Origin of the sequence: Bacillus sp. 2205SS5-2, from assembly GCF_037024155.1 — a bacterium.
GTDB lineage: Bacteria > Bacillota > Bacilli > Bacillales > Bacillaceae_K > Bacillus_CI.
On sequence record NZ_JAYKTS010000021.1, the window covers coordinates 44,722 to 64,483 of the forward strand.

Consider the following 19,762-nt stretch of genomic DNA (forward strand, 5'->3'; position numbering starts at 1 on the left):
ACTATTCCTTAAATTGTTCATATGAAGTTCGTATAGAAAAATCGACACCATCTGGTTAACTCTCTTTGATAAAGGCTATGGTCTTATTTTCCGTATCTTGATCACCAACTTTGCAGTTCAATATTTCTATCTTCAATGTGATTTTTACTTGCTTATCCTCTTCATCCCGAATTCCCGCTAAGATCATTTTTTTCGTCATGATCCCCTCCAGCTTCTTCTTGGTTTTCTCCTGAAAATGATAAAGGCTGTTTTTGCAAAGTTTGTGGCTTTTCGAAAACAGCCTTTCCTTACGAAAACTACTCCACTTCTAGATAAAAGGAAGAAATCACTCGAAAAAACCTTACTGCCTGTTTTTTCTTTATTCCAATAGCAACAAAGTATATGAAAAAAGCCATTATAAAAAAGAACCCCGCAGGTAGATTTTTTTCATTTCCTACTCTTCTAGAAAACATTTTAATTACTTCTTCTAAATCGGGATTGAATGAAAACTTGCTGCTAGACGACAGATCCTTGAGTTAAGAGAGTTTTGTTTGCATGTTTAAAAGGAGGGCATAATAAAAATTACTATGTACTCTAAGGGGCTAATGATATGCGCGAACATCGGGATAAGGATTTAAAACAGAAAAATTCATCCTCTGAGCAGATAAGATTAGCAAAACTCTCCTTAAATCTAGCTGAAAATAAATGCGCCATTCAAAACATATTTATTGATTGCTATGATATTAAGTACCAGAGTTATCAGTTTAGCAAAGACTACTCTATTCATGCATTGAGTGTATTTTGTGACACCATTGTTCAAAAGGAAAAAGCCAACTTACTCAAAGGAGTTCTGCAAGACCTTGTAACCAGTGAAGTAGGTCCTGCAACTGAAATTGATCTTGAATGCGTGAAAACATTTTTTATGAAGAATGGAGTCTCTTTCCGTTCTGTAAATATAGTAAATACGTTAGGGGATATTTCTGAAAAAGTTCTTGAAGGTCATGTCATCATTTTATTTGATCATTGGAATAAGGCGTTGACTATAGATGCGTATGAGGTAGACAAAAGACCCGTAGGTGAGCCGCAATATGAAGTATCTATCTTAGGTCCACGAGAAGGAACGAATGAAAACCTCTCCACTAACCTAGGTTTAATCCGCTCAAGATTAAAAACAAGTAATTTAAAAATACATGCAAAAGTAATTGGAAACGAAACGAAATCCAAAGTAGTTTATGCCTACCTGAACGGAACTGTACCAAGGGATACACTGAAGCAGTTTAGAGAGAGATTTCTTCAAATAAACAATGAAGAACTCTTTGATACTTCTTATTTAGCAGAGCTGATGGAGGATTCCACATATTCTCCCTTTCCACAATATCGTTCGACCGAGAGACCTGATGTAGCAGTGGCGAATCTCTATGAAGGTAAGATTATTCTTCTTATGGAAGGTTCTCCCACCATTATCATTTGTCCTGGTTTGTTTATCGAATTCTTTCAAACGCCTTCGGATTATTATGAAAGAACCGTTTTTTCATCGTTGATAAGGATGTTAAGAATTTGTGGTTATTTAATCAGTTTGACACTGCCAGCCATTTATATTGCTCTCTCAACTTTTCATACAGAGCTGATCCCTACCGTTTTATTATTAGCCATTTTGGATACAAGAGAAGGTATTCCATTCCCATCATTAGTTGAAGCACTTATCATGATTTTCTTCTTTGAATTGTTACAGGAAGCCGGTTTGAGATTGCCTAAACCAATAGGATCAGCCGTAAGTATTGTCGGTGCGATAATCATCGGTGAAGCATCCATCAATGCAGGGATTGCCTCTCCCATCATGGTCGTTGTCATTGCTTTGACTGGAATTGCCTCTTTTACTATTCCACAGTATAGTATGGGAACATCAGCACGGCTATTAAGAATACCACTTATGCTCATAGCTTCCATACTAGGGGGATTTGGGTTAATGATTGGGTTTATTTTAATCTACCTTCATCTCATATGTCTGCGATCTCTTGGTCAGCCTTACATGGCTACAATTGACCCAATGCGTCCAGATATAATCTATGAGTTCTTTACTAGGGCGCCTCTAAAGTTTCAAATAAAAAAACAAGAAAACACGCACATAAAATCTAAACAAGAATAAAGGATGTTTCGATGAAAGCAAGTCGGATAATATTATCTTTACTAATTAGCGTAATTTTCCTGTTAAGTGGTTGCTGGGATCAAAACGAGCTACCTGTTTATGGGTTTGTACAAGCCGTTTCTATAGATCTTTCCGAAGAAGATGAAAACAAACTTGTTCTAACGACACAATTTATCAAACCTTCACCCAAAATCAGCAGTTCAGGAAACAGTTCAGGGGAAGCATATATTAATGTCCAAACAGAAGGAGATAGTACATTTGAGGCTATTCGTGATATTACTAATCATTTGGGGAGAAAAGCGCAGTGGAGTCATACACGGATCATACTATTAAGCGAAGAGTTAGTAAAAAAAAGAGAGCTGGGTGAATTACTAGAATTCTTTTATCGTGACCATGAACCAAGATTGCTTATGAACTTAGCTGTAACACAAGGTAGGTCGCAAGATTATCTCAATGTCCAACCGTTTATAGAAAATACGATTAGTCAACAACTAAAAGAAATAGAACGGATAGCCCAAAAGTTCAGTGCAAAAACAGTAGAAGCAACTTTACTTACACTCGGAACAGAGTTGAAAAGTGAATTGAAGACTGGGACAATTCCGTATTTTACAATGGGGACTCATCAACATCCCGTTGTATCTGGCATTTCCATGTTCCAAAAAGGGAAAATGGTCGATACTCTCTCCCCGATAGAGTCAGAAGGCTTGTTAATGTTAACTAATAGGTACAATTCAGGAATCATTGAGATTCCCTGCAAAACTTCCGATCGAGAATTGATTGAAACCGTGGAAGTGATGGGCGTTACTTCAAAATCTAAATTTAAGCTTAATAATAATAAATTGTCCTTTGATGAATCATTGACTATTGAGGCAAGTATTGGAGAATTAAAATGCACCTCTCTAGATAATAGTGAGGCTCTCTCGGAATTTAATAAGATAGTTGAAAAAGAAGTGAAAAAGAATCTTTTAGATACCATAAACAGACTGCAAGAAGACAAAATAGATGCCCTCGGTATTGGAAATGATGTCTATCGACAACAACCTGATTTGTGGGGAGAAATAAAAGATCAGTGGCCGAGTATTTTTGGTAGTGCTTCTTACACCATTAAGGTGAAAGTAAATACCATGAATTCAAGCTCGGATGTAGGAAAACCGTTTTTTCTTGAGTGAGGAGGAGATGTGCTTTTGATTGAGAAAATTATTTTCACCACCATGGTGTATCTGCTAATTGGTTATTCGAGACTCCTAGAAAAAACGGAGAAAAAAAGTAAAGAAAAAATTTTATATTTTTCTTTGTTTCTTTTCTCTAGTTATTTAAGCTATCTATTTATTACAGATTCACCCGGCTTTAACATAGAAGATTTACTTACAATTCCATTTGAGAAGCCGGCTAACAAAATCTATCAATTTTTCACATCTCCATAGTCTGTTAAGGAGGCATTTAAATGAAGGAAAAAGAGATCATAAGTAAACCTCAAATGTTTATGTTATTTCTTGCATTTATCACTGGCTCTGCCATCATAAATATACAAGGATTGCTTATAGGAATAGCTGGGAATGGGGCATGGGTATCCTTACTAATAGCAAATACCTTTGGATTTTTGATTTTATCACTTGTATTGATTTTACATGAAAAATATCCCAACTTATCCTTTATTGAATATTCTCAAGCTCTAGTAGGGAAATGGGTGACTTGGTTAATTGGAATTCCTCTTCTTCTCCTCTTATTTTTGATTTCGGCTAATATTACGAATGCAATGGGATTCTTTTTTACTACTTCGATGATGAGAGAAACTCCAATATATATATTCCAATTTTCAATCCTTTTTGTGGGATGCTTGACTGTAAAAGCAGGTATTGAAGTGATGGCTAGAATGTTTCAGACTCTCCTCAGTTTAATTTTTTTAATTGTGCTAGTCATTTTAACCTTAAATTATGTACATTATAAACCGGAATTTTTATTACCTGTAATACCTAATGGTTGGAAGCCGGTTTTTCACGCAGCTTATGTAGGGTTTGGATTTCCTTATATGGACATCCTTTATTTCACGATGATTTTGCCTTATATGAGTCGTGAAAAAAATCAGAAATTTAAGAGTTTGATGTTCCTTGGATTATTCATAAATGGAATAATCCTAGCTATTACTATTGTTGCAAGTATAATGATTTTGGGACCCATTGTCTCAAACGAGAAATTCCCCCTCTTTCAAGCTGCCAGAATGGTTGAACTTGGTGAACTTATTCAGCGGATAGAATTTATATTTGGAATCGCACTAATCATTGCAACTTATATGAAGATTACGATGATGATTTATATAATAAATGAAGTAATGTGTCAACTCTTTTTTATCACTAGCAAGCAATCATTTATCTTTATTAATACTTTATTGATTTTATTACTTTCATTAACGATTTATAAAAACGATGTTGAACTAAGTGAAAACGGTATAATTATGGAGCCGCTCCTTACCTTTTTCATTGGATTCATTCCTCTTTTACTTTTATTCTTAATATCCCTACTTAAAAATCCACTTTCCTCATCAAGATAGATGGCAATCAAAGTGTAATCGGGATTACTAAAGGATATTGTGCCACAATAAAAAGGTCCTATAGAGTAGACACTAAAAAAGTCTAGCTTTAGGGGATTTTTTTGAGTAAAAAACATTTACAGAAAAAGTAGTGAAACAGCAATTAGCTAATCCTTATCTGAAATCCGTGAACGCTAAAAGTATCACTTATACGGATGAATTTAAACGAGTACTGATTGCGCAGAAGGAAAAAGAAGAGTTTTCAAGGTAGATTAAAGGTTGAATGACTTTCCTTCAACCTTCTTCTTGTAACTTCATCAACTAGAAAAAATATTAGAGAACATATAGTTGGCAAAATGAAAACACCAACGTATACCTCATCAAACAGACTGAAAATAGCAGTAAACAGACCAAAGCAAATATGAATTATTCCAGACACACAAGCCCGGTATTTTATGAATTTCTTAGAAACAAGTTCTGCAATGATGGAAACAGGTAATCCATAACCTAAAATCCCTATAGTACTAAAGATAAATATAAGGAGGAATCCTTCAATATAGTTAATGTCAAAAGGAGGTAACTCGTTCAGATTTGACACTACAATAAACCCTAGAGAGAAGATTAGCGATGTATAAAAAGAGACTTTAATTTTCCTAAGTTTATTTTTGAATATTATCTCTCGGGCAATTGGAAATAAAAATGAAATAGAAAAAATGGCAAGTACCAATTTTATATATGTAGGTATAGTAGAAACAAATACTATAAATAAAACCAAAACAACAGTAATTATAGGAATTATATTTTTGGCTTTTAGCATACAAATTCAACCTTTCGCATTTTAAAAATTCGTCCTAACAGAGGCGATCTTTTCATGTGGATTTCTTACAACCTTGTACTATTTTAGCATATTATACATAATCGTCACTCCAGAATAAGGTCCTAAAATGAAAAATAGGCGCTTATCCTTGTTCAAGGGTTGTCCCGCTTGTAGAATAAAGAAAATTAAATTCTACAAGAACTTTCGATAAACCTGTGTATTATGAAGTGGCTTAAAGCCTAAAGAGGTGTACAATTTCTCAGCACCTTTATTTCCCTCTACAAAACAAATACGAATTTCTTCGCAGCCTCTATCTAACATCTTGTTCATACCAAAATGCAGAGCCTTACGTCCATATCCTTTTCCTTGGTGACTTGGAGCAACCATTAAATTATCTACTTCCCCTTCACCAGTTGTGACTGATGCAACAATTTGCTCATTATCTAAGATTAAATATACATTATTAATATTATTTAATTTGTACTTTTTCACGATGTCTTCTGAAGCCAGATATGGTTTAATATCATTCTTTTCGTGCAAATCGTAATAAGAGTCTTGTACTAATTTTACAAACTGGTCAAAAAACTTATCTTCATATTTAACAAACTCTATGTCTGCTTTAGGGAAAGTTCCTCCTCTGTAAACCAATTCAGGAGAGCCCCACCATTTTTTAAATCCCATTTTTTTAGCGAATCCAACTGGATTTTCTGTTTCAACACTCATATATGTACACAAAAAATCAGGTTTTGTTCCGGAGATTAGCTTTTCCATTTCTTTATATAATGCAGTACCGATACCTTTTAAGCGATATTTTTGTTCAACATATAGACTAATTTGGGCTATAGACTCCTCACCATTTGAATAGAAAGATGCGTATGAAAACCCTCTAATACCATTTTGTTCATACAAAAGAACTTGATTAGACATTGTAATTATTTCATCAAAATTTCCTATATTTTCTTCAATCCCTATTTTTTCTATTAGTGTTAATAACCTTTCCTTATCTTCTTTTTCACTATAGGCGCTAATCATTAAGATAAATCCCCTTCACTATTGTGACTTCTACAATGCATTTTTATTTCGTTATTTTCTTACGCTTATTCCACAATCTAGACGTTTGCTTAATACTCGGATGGAGATGAATCAAAAACATTTAGAAATATGAACGATTTCTTTAATTACAGAATCAACTTCCTTATTATCTCTAACTACAAATAAATAATCTGCTTCCCCTTCTTGAGGGTCCAAAACATCCTCATTCATAGATCCAGCCTGTTGACTATTAAGTACTTCCTCAAAGTTAGAATAAGGACCCCTAAGTATATGGGTGTTTCTTTGACTATTAGTTATTCTTTTATGAAGAATTTCATCAGGTATTTCAAAGTGAACCAAGATACTAACAAACGCATTTTTATCATATATTTCTTCCAGCAAATACTTTCTCCCTTTTTTAGTACGATTAGCACTACTAGCAATAATATGAAAATCCGTGTGTTCTTTAGCATAATCAACAATCACCTTAGATATAGAATGCTTTAGAATGTTAGGTCCTTGTTTTGGTAATATGTTTTGGTAATATGTATTTAAAAATTCAGCATTATTATCTTGGTCCATTATAAAAGAATTCGTTAACTTTCTTTCTAAGGCTTTTGCAAATGTGGTTTTTCCACTATGTGTTTTACCTACTGTGATAATAACTAACCTTTTCATAATTACCCCTATTTTCATAACTGTTTTTAAATATTAAATTGCTTTGCGTTGAGCTCTTCTTACTTGAATTACACTTTTGTAATTAGATGGTACTGCACTTATTTAAGTTTCGAATTATTCCGTTAAACCTCCCTTTACCTTAAGTACATTCATTCACAAACTCAACAATTTAGTTATCTTCATAAGCTTTATACCAATGGTATGGTTGTATCTCATTCAACATTTTATATTCCAGCTTACCATATGGATTGGTTACAGCAGCCTTTACATTTTCTCCCCAGTAAAATAATCTTTCTTGACAGATACCACAAGGAGTTAAAACCTTAAATTCGGCACCTTCATCTTCTCTCACAACACAAATAGTATGTGTGACCTTTGTATTTAATTTATGAGCTTCTAGAATTGCACCAGTTTCAATACACAGTTCTGTTGAAGCATTGACAATTTCTGGTGATACACTGGTTAAGATTTGGTCATCTTCAGTGTACATCGCTGCAGCTCCTCCCCAACCGGAAGGATACCTTTTATTTATTAACTCAATCGCTGACTGATAAAGGCTCTCTTCAATATTCATTGTTATCCCCCCGCATTATTCTTAAGAATAATTCTACTCCCAGAAATCAACTTATTCCATTAAACTTCCCTTTACTTGAACAAAGGACGACTGTTATTCAGTACACGCCCCATTAGTTTAAAAACTGATTTACCTTTTTACTATCTTCTAGAGACTTTTGTATAAGCTCTTTTAGTTTATCTTCGCTGTCAATTTCACTCAATTCTATTCCATACCATGCTTGTAGATTTTCTCTCGTGATTTTATACTCTTCCATACCATCAACCATTTCAAAATTAAAGATTATCCAGTCCACATTTTGTATCAATGTAAAAAGATAGGAGGCATTGTTAATAGCTGTTTCATTGTCATTTAATTCTGATCCTATCCAATCATATTTTACAATTAGTCCATATGGTTCTTCTTTAGTTTTAAGTTCTAATCCACTAAAATGTTTTGCCCCCTCTAAATTAATAATAGAATTAACTACTGCACTGTTATTACCTATATATGAATCTTTATTTTGAAATAAATCAACATTAATATTATTTGAATTTGAATTACAACCACTTAAAAGGAACATTAATAATAAATAAAACAACAAGAATTTAATCACTAGTCTCAACTTCTTTTCCCCCTTTATAAAATAACTATTTGTAAATAGAAGAAAGAAACATCTGGAGCTAAAAAGTCCGACCAACAACTTCAACTGCCTCTAAACCTAAAACCAATCATTTCAAATTTTCACCTGTAACCTAATGATTAATTTCACATTCAAGAAGATTATCATGTTCAAGTTATATCCCCTATTAATGGAGTTAGAGGCCCATATCCGGCTGAACCTCTAATCTCCACAATGTACAGATGGACCAATTACATCATTTTCTGCATAGAAACCTTTATTTCCATTTATCTTCACTTCTTCTTGATTTTCAAGTTCTCCATCATAACCAACTGAACTTGAATGAACAATCAGAATAAATATTTCGCCATTTTCACAAGTTAGGTTTGTCTCATATCTAGTTGTTTTGTGTGGGGTTCTAATATTTCGTATTCTGTAATAGCTATTGGAAACTCTGTCGGTAATTTTGGTTCAATTCCTTCTTTTTCTAAATTACTTTCAAGCTGGTTGTTGTCATATGTCATTAAACTGAATCCATTACCATTGTTGCTACAGCCTAGTAGTAGATAAGATGCTGCGATCAGTAAAAAGAAATTTTTTTCATATTGTGAGCCCCTCATAAATTACTTACGAACAATTGAGTGAAAAGTTTCGATGAATTTCAATAAAACTGTAAGTCTTCCTCCGTTATCCTGCCCGTTTGCCGAAGACTCGAACACACTATTTTCTCCCACTACCTCACCATCACTTAAACAATTGATATGAATCGTCCTCCCAAATAATAGGAGTGTTTTCTTCATAGATGATACCTTCTAGATGAGTTTTTGCTAATTGATCTGTAGCATCTTCTTTTGCAAAGAAAATAGCAGAAACTTCATCAAAGTAGCAAGTAAATACAAATCCTCATTCTCATTCTCATTTGTGATGGTTGCTGGTCCAGAGGATGAAAAAAGTCTTAATTTGATGTCAGTGTTTATTTCGGTTAATAGATATGTTTCTTTTTCACCTTGTATTGTCAGGTAGTTAAGATATTTTGCGCCATTTGATGAAAGAATTGAAATGATGTCTTCTATTAAAAATACAGAAAACTCATCCTCCATAGGGTAATATATCTGTTTATCCAGTACACTTTCTAACCGTTTAGCCAAATCACCTCGTTGATAAATTTCTCTAACACCAAATCCAAATACACACGCTATTACCGCTTTAGACATTTCACTTATACTTTCAAAATTACATTTTTTTCTTAAGAAATCCCAAGATAAAGGGGTGCCATATTTAATAATATCTTCTTTCAGGGGATAGTAATGGTGGGGAGTTTTGCTTTTCTTTGATTCCCACTCATAGGGCATTTTAATAAAAGGGAAGAAAATCTTTGCAGCGAATATATAACCATTTGGTAATTTACTTAACAATGGTTATTTTTCAAAGTTATCTCCAATTGGATAGAAAAATTCCATTGGTTTTTTATCCATGATTTATTCCCCTCTCTGTTAGCTATTGAAATTAAATACATTAAAGGTAGAACTTCCTAGTAAAGATACCTCTTGTAAACAATCCTTCAATAATTGTCCTTAAACATAATACCAATTATTTCAAAAAAACTCAGACCTTACAATCTTTTTTTGAGAGAAAAAGGACGCAATATTGGATAATTGCGCCCGTTTGCTGAAGATCCTACTTCTAACAATAATTGAGAAATTGCATACTCTTCTCAGTTATTCGCACGAACGTAAAAATCAATAGTAAAGGTTTAAGCTAAAGCATCCTCATCATCAATTATCACTAAGAAATGCTCAATTCCTTAAACAAATGAATCTGTCCATCTTCAAAATGGTCTTCTTCATATCCCATCTTTTTATATAGTTCAATTGCAGACTCCCATTCTACGTTTGTTTCCAGCACTATTTTTTTATATTTCCTTTGTTCCGAAAGCCTCTCTAATTCTTCAATCATTTGTTTTGCAAAACCTTTGCCTCGAAATTCCTTTGAAACAGAAATACGAGACATTCTTACGATATCTATTCCCTCCGCCAAAAGGCCTCCGGTAGCCACCGGTAAATTCCGAAACGTTCCCAGTAAAAAGATATTTCCGTTTGTCATATATGTTTTATAGATACTTTCCAGGTCCGGATTGCAATCGGAATCAATCCAGCCAAACCTCTCGTACAAACCTTGCCATATGATTTGCTTCGCCATATATTGAGTCTTTTCATCGATCATATGAAATTGCAGCATATCTGTTCTCCTCACTATTTTTCCGCATACATACCACCGTGAAATTATGCTTTAGTTCCTTTATAAATGCGCCCTATTCTTTATTAAAATTTATTTTAGAACAAAACTACAATGTCCTGAAATAACCTTTAATTCATTTTTACCTTTCTGCCAAACCCTTGTATAATACATTTCATCTTCCCTATGTTCTCCAGCAATGATCGCCTTAACATTAGCCTGTGTAATTGTAACAGCGACATCTTCTAATGGAATTACCTTTTGATTTAAAAATTTAATTTCAGTAATATTTACTATCCCTGACCGATGAGACTCAATGTCGTCTTTCTTTGTAGCTATTTGTCCAAAAGGGCTGACAAATGAAAGTTCATCACTGATAAGTCTATCAAGATTTTCTACATCTCCATTTACCATAGCTTTCCGTAATCTTTCTTCATATTCACAAATAACATTTTTTTTCATATAAATACCTCTCCCTATGTAAAATGTTCAAACAACTATCACTTCTCCTTGAATTAATATTTTCCTTACGAAAAGTTTATCTTTTCTCAACATAAACATCTAATTTTATTGAAAGATTCCTCAACAATATGGCTCATTTACGGATTAACATATTTTCTCGCAACAATTCCTTAATGGATCTTTCAATTCAGATGTTCTTTTCCTTTTCACTATAAAAACACCCCTTTAGATAACCATATCCTCAGGGGTAAAACCGGACAACTTTTTGAAATTAGCAAGATCTATATCGTCCCTTATTTTTCATTTCACAACCGGGCTATTTATGGGATAAGGTATTATAATGACGGAGGACTATCTTGCATTGTATTAACAAGAATTAAATATATAAGTAAATTAGCTGGTAAAAAAAGAAATATTAGCCTAACGCTCAAAGAAGAAATACCGAAATATTCCGCTATACCTCCACAAACACCACTTATAGACTTATCAGTTCGAGATTTTCTTAACTTATTTTTCAATTCAACTCCCCCTCTTTCATACAAATCCATTCTTCATATTAGTTAGACGGATATTCAAGTAAATAAGTTTCGTTTATTCTGCTAAACTGCCCTATTCTTGAATAAGGATAGAGCTAGTGGTCGTTTTTACTTAAGTGCCGAAGAAATCTCTGATATGTACAAATCACTATGGGCGCTTGAGCTATTTTTCAAATGGATCAAACAACATTTGACCATCAAAAAATTCTACGGTCAAAGTGATTGGGCGATTCATAATCAAGTACTCATCGCACATATTGTATATTGTTTGCATATGCTCGCGCAGCTTGAAACGAAAAGTAAGCGTAAATTAGCCGGTTATTAAAAGCAGCAATTTAGAAGCCCTCACGCACCTGGATTCGAAAATAGAAGGAAAAGCTGTACCTTAACAAAAAAACTGTCTTTGTCTCTACAGCCTAATTGTGAATAAAATCCAAATAGATGGAACCACCATTATTGGAGCGTTTCCTTTTATGGCTGTAATCTTCAAGTATAAAAAGATTGAATTTTCCGTAAGTATTCACGCATCACTAGTGATTATAAATAACAAAATCACACCAAAATCATTGTCTACACAAATTATTTTACACCATTAATTCTACGATAAAATCAGTGTAATGTTTAATATAAATTCAATAAAAAGCCTTTATATCAAAAAACAGACCATTCTGCTAACGCGAAATGGTCTGAGATTTTACATGTTATTTTAGTTAAAACTCCTCTTGAAGAGAACCCGTTACGTTGGATCAGGTAGCATTTGTTCCATCACGTATTAAATATCTTGAGCATATCTTTCATCAGGGATTTTACTAAGCATCACATATAGGCTCGTTTGTTGTTCACCATCATTCACAAATGCTAATTCTTCATCACCATGACAAACGATTACATCATGTTTTTTCGCTTTCACATCTTTTCCGTCGATCGTAAAAGTCCCTTCCCCGTCTAACACTAGTAAATATACATTCGTTCCTGGATGCTTATGTTTTGGTAAAGCTTGCGTTGGCGCAAAGTTCAAGACGAATACGGTGCTTTCTCCTTCTTTAAAGAGGATACGTTTTGTAAATCTCTCTTTGCTAAATTCGATATAATCTTGTAAATACGATTGTTTCATCTTCAATTGCACTTCCTTTTTTGATATTTAGTAGCTTATACAACGATGATACTCTTTCTCAATTAGGAAAGTTGTGATTTAAATCACATATGGTATCTTGCTAAAATCATTCTTTAAGAAAGGCTGTTTTCGCATACTTTGTTGCTGTAGCATACAAGAAGAATGGAAACACTCTTTTCCTTCCTCATTTCGGGTTAAAAATGATGCGAAAAGATTCCCGAAGTCAATCTTCATCCCGAATTGAGGGCTAATTCGAAAAACCACTATCTTTGAGAAAATAGCCTTTATTAAAGCAAATAGAATTTTCTTTACGCCTGATTCTCCTTCAGCCAAAAATTTTATGTCAGTAGAGGATTAGACGATCATTATTTTTCACTCCCTACTAATCTTGCAAAATTGAATAATTAGATGTGAAGCAGTCTAAATCTTGTCATTTCCCACTCCATCGAAAAAACCGAGAAGCTAGTAAAACAGATACGACTGAAATGCCTAGTAATACGCCGACTTCTAAACCAAATGATGTAATCGGAGCCTCTGTCCAAGTCCCGCGAAGTAATACGATTACATAATAGAGAGGAAGAAATTTTGCTACATATTGTAGAACAATCGGCATAAATTCGATTGGAAACGTCGCTCCAGATAAAAACAGCATTAAATTCAAAAATAACGAACTAATTGCAGCCGCAGATTGCGTATTTTTGGCGAGAGAGGTTAAAAACAAGGCAAATGGAAAAAAAGCCAGAATGCTTATGATTAGCGCTAAAATGGTACTGCCTAGGTAGGCGGGTAAAGTTAAATCATACATTAACATTCCGAATATCATCAACAACGCAGCTGAAATAAAGAAAATAACCGTTCCTTGAAATGTGTGAGCAGCGAGTATTTTCCATGGTTGCAATGGAGTTGATTGGTATCGCCTTAGCACTCCGGTTTCCCGGTAGCCCGCTAACACGGTTCCTAGTGTAAAAAAGGAAGTTGTCACAATATTGACCCCAATCCAAGATGGCACATAAAGCTCTGCAAACGCTACCTTGCTCACGTCTTCTCCGACAAACATCGATCCGAAAAGCCAAATCATGACAACAGGGAATAAAAATGTCCAAAACACACTTAGTCTGTCTCGAAAAAACATTTTCGTTTCCAACCCAGCAAGTTTGACAATCGTACTCATGCGCTTACCTCCTTTTCCAAGTATTGAACAAATAAATCATCCAGCGTGCCCTTTTCAAACTGAAAATTCGTGAGACTAATCCCTCTATTTTGACAGTATTGAAAAATATGATACGCTGTCGTTTGATGGTCATCACTATACACTTTAAACACAGCGTCTTCAGTTTCCACCCTAACGACACCCGGCAAAGATCGTAGGTAATCCGACTCCAAACCAGCACTTTCAAATGAAAGAAAATGAACTCCAAAATTCTTTAATAATTCTCGTGGACTATCAAGTGCCTTCAACTGTCCAGAATAGATCATGGCCACGCGATCACAAAGCTTTTCGGCTTCTTCCATGTAGTGTGTCGTAATAACGATCGTGCATCCCTTGTCTCGCAATAATTTGATCATCGACCACATTTCTCTCCGTGCATGGGGATCTAACCCCATACTTGGCTCATCCAAAAACAATATTTCAGGTTGATGTAGAGTTGCCAGTGCGATTGTCACACGCTGCTTCCATCCTCCAGACAAATCCTCAAAGTACACCGACAACTTTTCGGTTAAATTAAATAACTCAATCACATACTCTGTCTGCGTAGATTGTGGGTAAAACGAAGAAAACAAATCTAAGGCTTCCTTTACTTTCATTTTCTTTTGAATGGACGTCGATTGAAATTGAACTCCTATTCTCTGGTTTAACTGTCTTAATTGTTTAATAGGATTCAACCCGAGTACCTCAATTTCCCCTTGATCCGGTTTCAAAAGTCCTTCAAGCATTTCAAGCGTGGTTGTTTTACCGGCACCATTGGGCCCAATAATGCCAAAAACCTCTCCTTTTTCCACATTAAATGTCAGATTTTTCACAGCTTGCACACTACCAAATGTTTTGGTTAATTCTTTTACTTTAATAACATAATCCATCGCTACTCCTCCTCTAAAAATACTCAGTATCTGAAAAACGGGAATAGACTATTTATCTACTAACTAATTCCTCTAGTCCCTCATCATTTCAATATAGTCCTAGTTTTCTCCATTCCTCTATATACATTCACTTTCTATAATCGCTCTAGTAGTATGAACTATTCTTATGTATGGATAAGTTGTATCTATTTACCAGTTTATCATTTTTTTGTTGTTGTCTACATCTATATAGATGATGTTTTTTAGAATTTTTCAAATGAATTGTATGTGATTGAGGGATGATGAATTCAAAACAAGGAAGGAAAATCTACATGAACAGATTTTCCTTCCCTAATCTTTTTTCATTCTTTATTACGTTTATGGAATCGAGATCAACTCAATTCTTCACAAGTAATCCTTCTAATTTCTCTAATTTTAAAATTAATGATGTTTTTAATCTTCTCTTCTGATGTATAGCCTTGAAAAAATTTCTCTATTTCCCAAGCTAACATCATTGTAGAATGGTCTATGTACATATAATGTAAATCTCGTCTGTAGTCAACACTGTTAATATGGAGGTTATAGTTTTTTAGAATTTTTCTATATGACTCACTTACGTATTGAACCAATTCTGAATCATATAGATCTTGCAACAGTATCGTTATGTCTCTAAGCGGGGATCCGGTAGCTGCCCACTCCCAATCAATAAACCAAATTTCTTCATCATGTAAAAATATGTTTTCAAAATGGGGATCTCCATGAGTGATGACTGAAGGGCTTCTTTGCTGATAATTAGTTATATCTAATTGCACATAAGAATCTTCTATTGTTTTAATCCAATCCAAATTTGTCCAATGGTTCTGAGAAAATAACCTATTTATTTGTTCCAAACACCATTCGTACCATTCAGAGGTAATTTGATGGCTTGGTAATTCGTTTGTCATTTGACTATAATTAACACTATGTAGTTCTGCTAATCTATGTAAAATACAATCCATTAGTTTTCGCTTATTCTTCTTAGATAGGAGCTCAAAATCCTTTTTGATAGGTGATCTTAAATCACTCATAAGTATAGCTTCAGGTGAAGAATCCCACACTTTCACCAATTTGCTGAACGGTTTAATATAGTCCGATAAAATCGAATAAATATCTATTTCATTATTTCGATCAGTTGCAAATTCTTTATATATATAGCTAGATGTTTGGTTCTCTTCATCAAGGACCTTAATTCTTTCTATTCTTCCTGCGTGAGCACCATTAATAACCTCTCTATTTAGGAGCTTCAAGTTTCTCTCGAATACTATTTGTTCTATATGTGACATAAATCATTCCTCCTTAGTTTTGACTTTATTGGGTAACCAATGGCAGATTTTTTTACGATTGGATGAAACCTTTAAAATATGTAAGTAGATTGGCAATTATTATGAAAAGTACAGCTAAAGTAAAGAATGAAATAAAGAAATAACCAAAATATCTAAGCGGCTTCGGCAACTTTTTTATATTTGCATCAGTCGGATACCCTTCGATATTACGCAAATATTCAATTGCATCATTCATAGGTTTCCTTTCAGACATGATAGCCCTCCTTAGTAAAAATGCTAGTCTACTCCTTCTTACCAATTATTTCAAATCACTTGATTTAACTCAAGGTTTATCCTAAAAAAAGCTCATTTTTTTAAGGGTAAACTCCCTACTATGGAACATTGCGACGATTTTTATATTATTTAGTAGAATACTCGATCACCGATAATGGGCAAACCGTAGTATCAATAATAAAAATCATGCATGAATGAGGACCAAGTCTGCTTCAGAGAAAACGTTTCCCTGTCGTGGCCTTACACCAGCTTCGAAAAAATACCCCTTACGGCAAGATCCTGCCGATAAAAGTAGAATTTATTGGATTAGCCTTATATTTCCGTTCAGTTTATACTGTAAAATGTCTCTAAAGAATTCTTTTCAATCTAGAAAATGATCGGTGGAATTTTTCATGGAAACACATATCATTAATTGGTTTGAATCTAGTGGTGCGTTTGCTGTTTGGTTCAGCCTTTTGATTAATATAGTCATTAGTGTCATTGGCGTTGTACCTAGTGTTTTTGTCACTGCCGCAAATCTACATTTTTTTGGCTTTGAACAGGGCTTACTACTTTCGATTGCCGGTGAAGCATGCGGGGCAATCATTAGTTTTTATTTGTATCGACTGGGAGTAAACCGTTTTTTTCAAAAGTTCCCACTTCAGCACCCTTATCTTATTCGGTTGCGGCAATCAAGTGGTATGGACACATTTTTTCTAATCGTTGCCCTTAGAGTTTTACCAATGATTCCATCTGGTGCCGTTACATTGGCCGGTGCAGCTAGTTCAATGGGTATACTCCTTTTTTCGCTAGCAAGTACACTTGGGAAAATTCCCTCTCTCCTAATTGAAGCTTATTCGATCCAACAAGTTCTTAGTTGGACTGGTCAAGGTAAATTAATTTTAGCTTTTGTTTCTCTAGGAATCGTTTTTTTGTTGATACAAAGTGATAGAAAATAGTATCATAGCAAAGCGTATTTCTCATGATCAACTACCCTTTCCCCAATGCTTTTTCGTGTTATTAATCATTCAAAATTGCTCTCAAAATAAGCGGTACTTAAAATGTATTTTGACCATAACCAGAAAATGAAAATCATGATAAGAGTACCAGAAAACGTACTGAAAAAAGTCAAAATCAACAAAAAACCAAAGAGGTCGTCCCGTTGAATTCCAGATGAATGCCCAAAGGCAGAACAAGCATTTCTCAGCTTGTTCTGCCTTTTTCACGATAAGCTTCCACCGTCTCAAAGGTCCAGTAAAAGCACAGGAACCCTTCTCAATACATACACTAATATAAATAAAATTACCTGTTCAATCCTATATAAGAGGTGCTTTTTAATGGAAAACAGAACAAATAAACAATCGAGAAGTACTGTTCCACAGCCAATTAGAAGTGATGGTGCTGGGGCGATCGACTCAGGCCCTCGAAATGTTTCGCGCGACCTTCAAAATCCAAATATGCTTGTCCCTCCTATTACAGATGCAGGATTAGTAGCTAACCTAAAATTTTCATTTTCAGACACTTCGATGAACTTAAATCCTGGTGGATGGTCTCGTGAAATCACAGTTAGGGAACTCCCCGTTGCAACAACATTAGCTGGAGTAAATATGAGCTTAACTGCTGGGGGAGTACGCGAACTCCATTGGCATAAACAATCGGAGTGGTCTTATATGTTATTAGGAAGGGCGCGGATCACCTCTGTTGACCAAGAAGGACGAAATTTCATCGCTGACATTGGACCAGGGGATATTTGGTACTTCCCGCCTGGAATTCCTCACTCCATTCAAGGACTGGAACATTGCGAATTTCTACTCGTTTTCGATGACGGTCACTTTTCTGAGCAATCTACTTTATCCGCCTCCGATTGGTTTGCTCATACTCCAACTGAGGTCCTGTCAACAAATTTCAATGTACCCGCGAGTGCCTTTGATTCCATTCCTACTAATCAAATTTATATGTACCAGGGAATAGTACCCGGTTCATTGGAAAGCCAGGAAATCAAGTCTCCTTATGGTGAAGTTCCTTTAACATTCAAGCATAATCTATTACAACAAACGCCGATCAAAACGCCTGGTGGAAGTGTACGAATTGTGGACTCTACCAATTTCCCTATTTCAAAAACCATTGCAGCAGCACTCGTTGAAATTGAGCCCGGTGGAATGAGAGAACTTCATTGGCATCCTAATACCGACGAGTGGCAGTATTACCTTACTGGACAAGGACGAATGACCGTATTTATTGGAAATGGTGAAGCCCGTACCTTTGATTATCGAGCGGGTGATGTTGGCTATGTACCCTTTGCAACTGGACATTATATTCAGAACACCGGTACCGAATCATTATGGTTTTTGGAAATGTTCAAAAGCAACATCTATGAAGACGTATCACTGAATCAGTGGTTGGCACTCACCCCAAAAGAGATAGTTCAAAGCAATTTAAATGTTGAGACTCCATTTATAGATTCTCTCCGCAAAGAGAAATGGCCTGTTGTGAAAGATTCTGATTTTTCTTGATTGGGTGATTCCACAAAGAATATTTCCTTTGGGAGCAACTTATATCCAATTAAGTAAATCGGTTTGGGATATCTTATCGTGTTGATTGAAAGCAATCAAATTTAGCACAGAACAGAAACGAAAACATGGAGCAGAAGCTTCCTTTTTTCCAAATGTAATTCTATCCATTACCAAATCACACCTTGTCCTTTAATTCTTCTAAAATATTACTGCTCTGTAACTTAATACCAATTATTTCAAACATACTCAGGTCTTACAATCATTTTTTCAGCAAAAGGGAAGCAGTAATAGATTATTGCGCCCGATTTTTGAATATTATTGCAAATTTAAATTCTACTGGAGTAAAACAATATTAAGATGATTCAAGAACTTTATTATTACCAATGACTATCCACATATTTAATTCATCATATCCAGTAACTATACCTGTAGTTTTTCGTTTTAGATATAAATTCTCTGCCTTGGTACTTTGACATAATTCTTTATAGTCGCCTAAACCAATTATATTTTGAGAGATGCTGATAATTACACCCTGAGGATAGAAGACTTCAATTATTCCTTCTACCTCGGAACCAATAGGAAAATTTTCTTTTGTTTGTTGCCAGTTATCACTTTGTCCATCTCTATATTTGTTCCATATATTTTAAAATTGACTTTCACATATCTCAGAACCACCGTAATCAAATACTTCATTCGGATCTATCAATCCCCCACCTAAAAAGAAATGATGTTCTTTATCTTCTCGATTAGATACTATGTATTTATCTGGTGTTACTGTAATTTGTTTTAAAGCTACTCTTTCATCAGTTTCTATATAAACTGACCCTCTAAAATCATCGTCATGCCACTTGAAATAGCGTTTCACATTTTCTCCCCCCTTTTTACAAAAGCGCCCAATCGTATTATAAAGTCAACC

General features: G+C 34.6%; 25 protein-coding genes and 2 pseudogenes. 8 read left to right on the plus strand and 19 right to left on the minus strand.

What is annotated here, in order from left to right; all coding sequences use genetic code 11:
- Positions 1-55: 55 nt before the first annotated feature.
- Positions 56-199, minus strand: coding sequence for a hypothetical protein (locus U8D43_RS14170; RefSeq protein ID WP_335871835.1), 144 nt, complete (start codon positions 197-199; stop codon positions 56-58).
- Positions 200-589: 390 nt separating this feature from the next.
- Here U8D43_RS14170 and U8D43_RS14175 point away from each other — a divergent pair, with 390 nt between their 5' ends.
- The 5 genes and pseudogenes from U8D43_RS14175 to U8D43_RS14195 form a co-directional block, all read left to right on the plus strand.
- Positions 590-2,125, plus strand: a complete 1,536-nt coding sequence (locus U8D43_RS14175; RefSeq protein ID WP_335871836.1) for a spore germination protein — start codon at positions 590-592, stop codon at positions 2,123-2,125.
- Positions 2,126-2,136: 11 nt separating this feature from the next.
- On the plus strand, positions 2,137-3,294 hold the full coding sequence (locus U8D43_RS14180; RefSeq protein ID WP_335871837.1) for a Ger(x)C family spore germination protein: 1,158 nt from the start codon (positions 2,137-2,139) through the stop codon (positions 3,292-3,294).
- Positions 3,295-3,309: 15 nt separating this feature from the next.
- Complete coding sequence (locus tag U8D43_RS14185; protein ID WP_335871838.1) at positions 3,310-3,549, plus strand: hypothetical protein; 240 nt, start codon at positions 3,310-3,312, stop codon at positions 3,547-3,549.
- A gap of 20 nt (positions 3,550-3,569) precedes the next feature.
- Positions 3,570-4,673 (plus strand): GerAB/ArcD/ProY family transporter, encoded by a 1,104-nt coding sequence (locus tag U8D43_RS14190; protein ID WP_335871839.1) that lies wholly within the window; start codon positions 3,570-3,572, stop codon positions 4,671-4,673.
- A gap of 109 nt (positions 4,674-4,782) precedes the next feature.
- Positions 4,783-4,920, plus strand: a pseudogene (locus tag U8D43_RS14195) (IS3 family transposase); the annotation flags it as partial.
- On the opposite strand, the gene U8D43_RS14200 reads toward U8D43_RS14195, so the two are convergent.
- The 12 genes from U8D43_RS14200 to U8D43_RS14250 all read right to left on the minus strand — a co-directional run bounded on the left by U8D43_RS14200 (position 4,915) and on the right by U8D43_RS14250 (position 11,569).
- On the minus strand, positions 4,915-5,469 hold the full coding sequence (locus U8D43_RS14200; protein WP_335871840.1) for a hypothetical protein: 555 nt from the start codon (positions 5,467-5,469) through the stop codon (positions 4,915-4,917). The pseudogene U8D43_RS14195 and the gene U8D43_RS14200 overlap by 6 nt on opposite strands.
- A gap of 192 nt (positions 5,470-5,661) precedes the next feature.
- Positions 5,662-6,501: a GNAT family N-acetyltransferase gene (locus tag U8D43_RS14205; protein ID WP_335871841.1), complete on the minus strand. Its 840-nt coding sequence runs from the start codon at positions 6,499-6,501 to the stop codon at positions 5,662-5,664.
- A 111-nt stretch (positions 6,502-6,612) separates the two neighbouring features.
- A complete protein-coding gene (locus U8D43_RS14210; RefSeq protein WP_335871842.1) occupies positions 6,613-7,179 on the minus strand; it encodes an ATP-binding protein in 567 nt (188 codons plus the stop codon).
- A 169-nt stretch (positions 7,180-7,348) separates the two neighbouring features.
- Positions 7,349-7,753 (minus strand): cytidine deaminase, encoded by a 405-nt coding sequence (locus U8D43_RS14215; protein WP_335871843.1) that lies wholly within the window; start codon positions 7,751-7,753, stop codon positions 7,349-7,351.
- A 112-nt stretch (positions 7,754-7,865) separates the two neighbouring features.
- A complete protein-coding gene (locus U8D43_RS14220) occupies positions 7,866-8,348 on the minus strand; it encodes a DUF4825 domain-containing protein (protein ID WP_335871870.1) in 483 nt (160 codons plus the stop codon).
- A gap of 386 nt (positions 8,349-8,734) precedes the next feature.
- Positions 8,735-8,878: a hypothetical protein gene (locus U8D43_RS14225; protein WP_335871844.1), complete on the minus strand. Its 144-nt coding sequence runs from the start codon at positions 8,876-8,878 to the stop codon at positions 8,735-8,737.
- Between the two features lie 99 nt (positions 8,879-8,977).
- Positions 8,978-9,154, minus strand: a complete 177-nt coding sequence (locus U8D43_RS14230; RefSeq protein WP_335871845.1) for a hypothetical protein — start codon at positions 9,152-9,154, stop codon at positions 8,978-8,980.
- Entirely contained in the window at positions 9,099-9,218 is a 120-nt protein-coding gene (locus tag U8D43_RS21175; RefSeq protein ID WP_503627558.1) for a hypothetical protein, read from the minus strand. Before U8D43_RS21175 ends, U8D43_RS14230 begins: the two co-directional genes overlap by 56 nt.
- On the minus strand, positions 9,182-9,769 hold the full coding sequence (locus U8D43_RS14235) for a DUF2711 family protein (RefSeq protein ID WP_335871846.1): 588 nt from the start codon (positions 9,767-9,769) through the stop codon (positions 9,182-9,184). Before U8D43_RS14235 ends, U8D43_RS21175 begins: the two co-directional genes overlap by 37 nt.
- Before the next feature lie 370 nt (positions 9,770-10,139).
- A complete protein-coding gene (locus U8D43_RS14240) occupies positions 10,140-10,592 on the minus strand; it encodes a GNAT family N-acetyltransferase (RefSeq protein WP_335871847.1) in 453 nt (150 codons plus the stop codon).
- 90 nt (positions 10,593-10,682) lie between these two features.
- Positions 10,683-11,051, minus strand: coding sequence for a nuclear transport factor 2 family protein (locus tag U8D43_RS14245; RefSeq protein WP_335871848.1), 369 nt, complete (start codon positions 11,049-11,051; stop codon positions 10,683-10,685).
- Between the two features lie 335 nt (positions 11,052-11,386).
- Entirely contained in the window at positions 11,387-11,569 is a 183-nt protein-coding gene (locus tag U8D43_RS14250) for a PspC domain-containing protein (protein ID WP_335871849.1), read from the minus strand.
- Between the two features lie 124 nt (positions 11,570-11,693).
- Between U8D43_RS14250 and U8D43_RS14255 the strand changes: the two are divergent.
- A pseudogene (locus U8D43_RS14255) lies at positions 11,694-11,882 on the plus strand (transposase); the annotation flags it as partial.
- Between the two features lie 477 nt (positions 11,883-12,359).
- Here the strand turns inward: U8D43_RS14255 and U8D43_RS14260 are convergent.
- The 5 genes from U8D43_RS14260 to U8D43_RS14280 form a co-directional block, all read right to left on the minus strand.
- Positions 12,360-12,701, minus strand: a complete 342-nt coding sequence (locus U8D43_RS14260) for a cupin domain-containing protein (RefSeq protein WP_335871850.1) — start codon at positions 12,699-12,701, stop codon at positions 12,360-12,362.
- A 430-nt stretch (positions 12,702-13,131) separates the two neighbouring features.
- Positions 13,132-13,872, minus strand: coding sequence for an ABC transporter permease (locus U8D43_RS14265; protein ID WP_335871851.1), 741 nt, complete (start codon positions 13,870-13,872; stop codon positions 13,132-13,134).
- Entirely contained in the window at positions 13,869-14,780 is a 912-nt protein-coding gene (locus U8D43_RS14270) for an ABC transporter ATP-binding protein (RefSeq protein ID WP_335871852.1), read from the minus strand. The genes U8D43_RS14265 and U8D43_RS14270 overlap by 4 nt, the downstream gene beginning before the upstream one ends.
- A 371-nt stretch (positions 14,781-15,151) precedes the next feature.
- On the minus strand, positions 15,152-16,081 hold the full coding sequence (locus tag U8D43_RS14275; RefSeq protein WP_335871853.1) for a phosphotransferase family protein: 930 nt from the start codon (positions 16,079-16,081) through the stop codon (positions 15,152-15,154).
- A gap of 52 nt (positions 16,082-16,133) precedes the next feature.
- Positions 16,134-16,334, minus strand: a complete 201-nt coding sequence (locus U8D43_RS14280; RefSeq protein ID WP_335871854.1) for an amino acid transporter — start codon at positions 16,332-16,334, stop codon at positions 16,134-16,136.
- Between the two features lie 412 nt (positions 16,335-16,746).
- On the opposite strand from U8D43_RS14280, the gene U8D43_RS14285 reads away from it, so the two are divergent.
- Entirely contained in the window at positions 16,747-17,292 is a 546-nt protein-coding gene (locus U8D43_RS14285) for a TVP38/TMEM64 family protein (RefSeq protein WP_335871855.1), read from the plus strand.
- 378 nt (positions 17,293-17,670) lie between these two features.
- Entirely contained in the window at positions 17,671-18,846 is a 1,176-nt protein-coding gene (locus tag U8D43_RS14290; RefSeq protein ID WP_335871856.1) for an oxalate decarboxylase family bicupin, read from the plus strand.
- 643 nt (positions 18,847-19,489) lie between these two features.
- Here the strand turns inward: U8D43_RS14290 and U8D43_RS14295 are convergent.
- Positions 19,490-19,711, minus strand: coding sequence for a hypothetical protein (locus tag U8D43_RS14295; protein ID WP_335871857.1), 222 nt, complete (start codon positions 19,709-19,711; stop codon positions 19,490-19,492).
- Positions 19,712-19,762 lie beyond the last annotated feature (51 nt).

Coding starts and splice junctions, on each gene's coding strand:
- U8D43_RS14170 (WP_335871835.1), bottom strand. CDS start 199: ATGACGAAAAAAATGATCTTAGCGGGAATTCGGGATGAAGAGGATAAG.
- U8D43_RS14175 (WP_335871836.1), top strand. CDS start 590: ATGCGCGAACATCGGGATAAGGATTTAAAACAGAAAAATTCATCCTCT.
- U8D43_RS14180 (WP_335871837.1), top strand. CDS start 2,137: ATGAAAGCAAGTCGGATAATATTATCTTTACTAATTAGCGTAATTTTC.
- U8D43_RS14190 (WP_335871839.1), top strand. CDS start 3,570: ATGAAGGAAAAAGAGATCATAAGTAAACCTCAAATGTTTATGTTATTT.
- U8D43_RS14200 (WP_335871840.1), bottom strand. CDS start 5,469: ATGCTAAAAGCCAAAAATATAATTCCTATAATTACTGTTGTTTTGGTT.
- U8D43_RS14205 (WP_335871841.1), bottom strand. CDS start 6,501: ATGATTAGCGCCTATAGTGAAAAAGAAGATAAGGAAAGGTTATTAACA.
- U8D43_RS14210 (WP_335871842.1), bottom strand. CDS start 7,179: ATGAAAAGGTTAGTTATTATCACAGTAGGTAAAACACATAGTGGAAAA.
- U8D43_RS14215 (WP_335871843.1), bottom strand. CDS start 7,753: ATGAATATTGAAGAGAGCCTTTATCAGTCAGCGATTGAGTTAATAAAT.
- U8D43_RS14225 (WP_335871844.1), bottom strand. CDS start 8,878: ATGACATATGACAACAACCAGCTTGAAAGTAATTTAGAAAAAGAAGGA.
- U8D43_RS14230 (WP_335871845.1), bottom strand. CDS start 9,154: ATGAAGAAAACACTCCTATTATTTGGGAGGACGATTCATATCAATTGT.
- U8D43_RS14240 (WP_335871847.1), bottom strand. CDS start 10,592: ATGCTGCAATTTCATATGATCGATGAAAAGACTCAATATATGGCGAAG.
- U8D43_RS14245 (WP_335871848.1), bottom strand. CDS start 11,051: ATGAAAAAAAATGTTATTTGTGAATATGAAGAAAGATTACGGAAAGCT.
- U8D43_RS14260 (WP_335871850.1), bottom strand. CDS start 12,701: ATGAAACAATCGTATTTACAAGATTATATCGAATTTAGCAAAGAGAGA.
- U8D43_RS14265 (WP_335871851.1), bottom strand. CDS start 13,872: ATGAGTACGATTGTCAAACTTGCTGGGTTGGAAACGAAAATGTTTTTT.
- U8D43_RS14270 (WP_335871852.1), bottom strand. CDS start 14,780: ATGGATTATGTTATTAAAGTAAAAGAATTAACCAAAACATTTGGTAGT.
- U8D43_RS14275 (WP_335871853.1), bottom strand. CDS start 16,081: ATGTCACATATAGAACAAATAGTATTCGAGAGAAACTTGAAGCTCCTA.
- U8D43_RS14280 (WP_335871854.1), bottom strand. CDS start 16,334: ATGTCTGAAAGGAAACCTATGAATGATGCAATTGAATATTTGCGTAAT.
- U8D43_RS14285 (WP_335871855.1), top strand. CDS start 16,747: ATGGAAACACATATCATTAATTGGTTTGAATCTAGTGGTGCGTTTGCT.
- U8D43_RS14290 (WP_335871856.1), top strand. CDS start 17,671: ATGGAAAACAGAACAAATAAACAATCGAGAAGTACTGTTCCACAGCCA.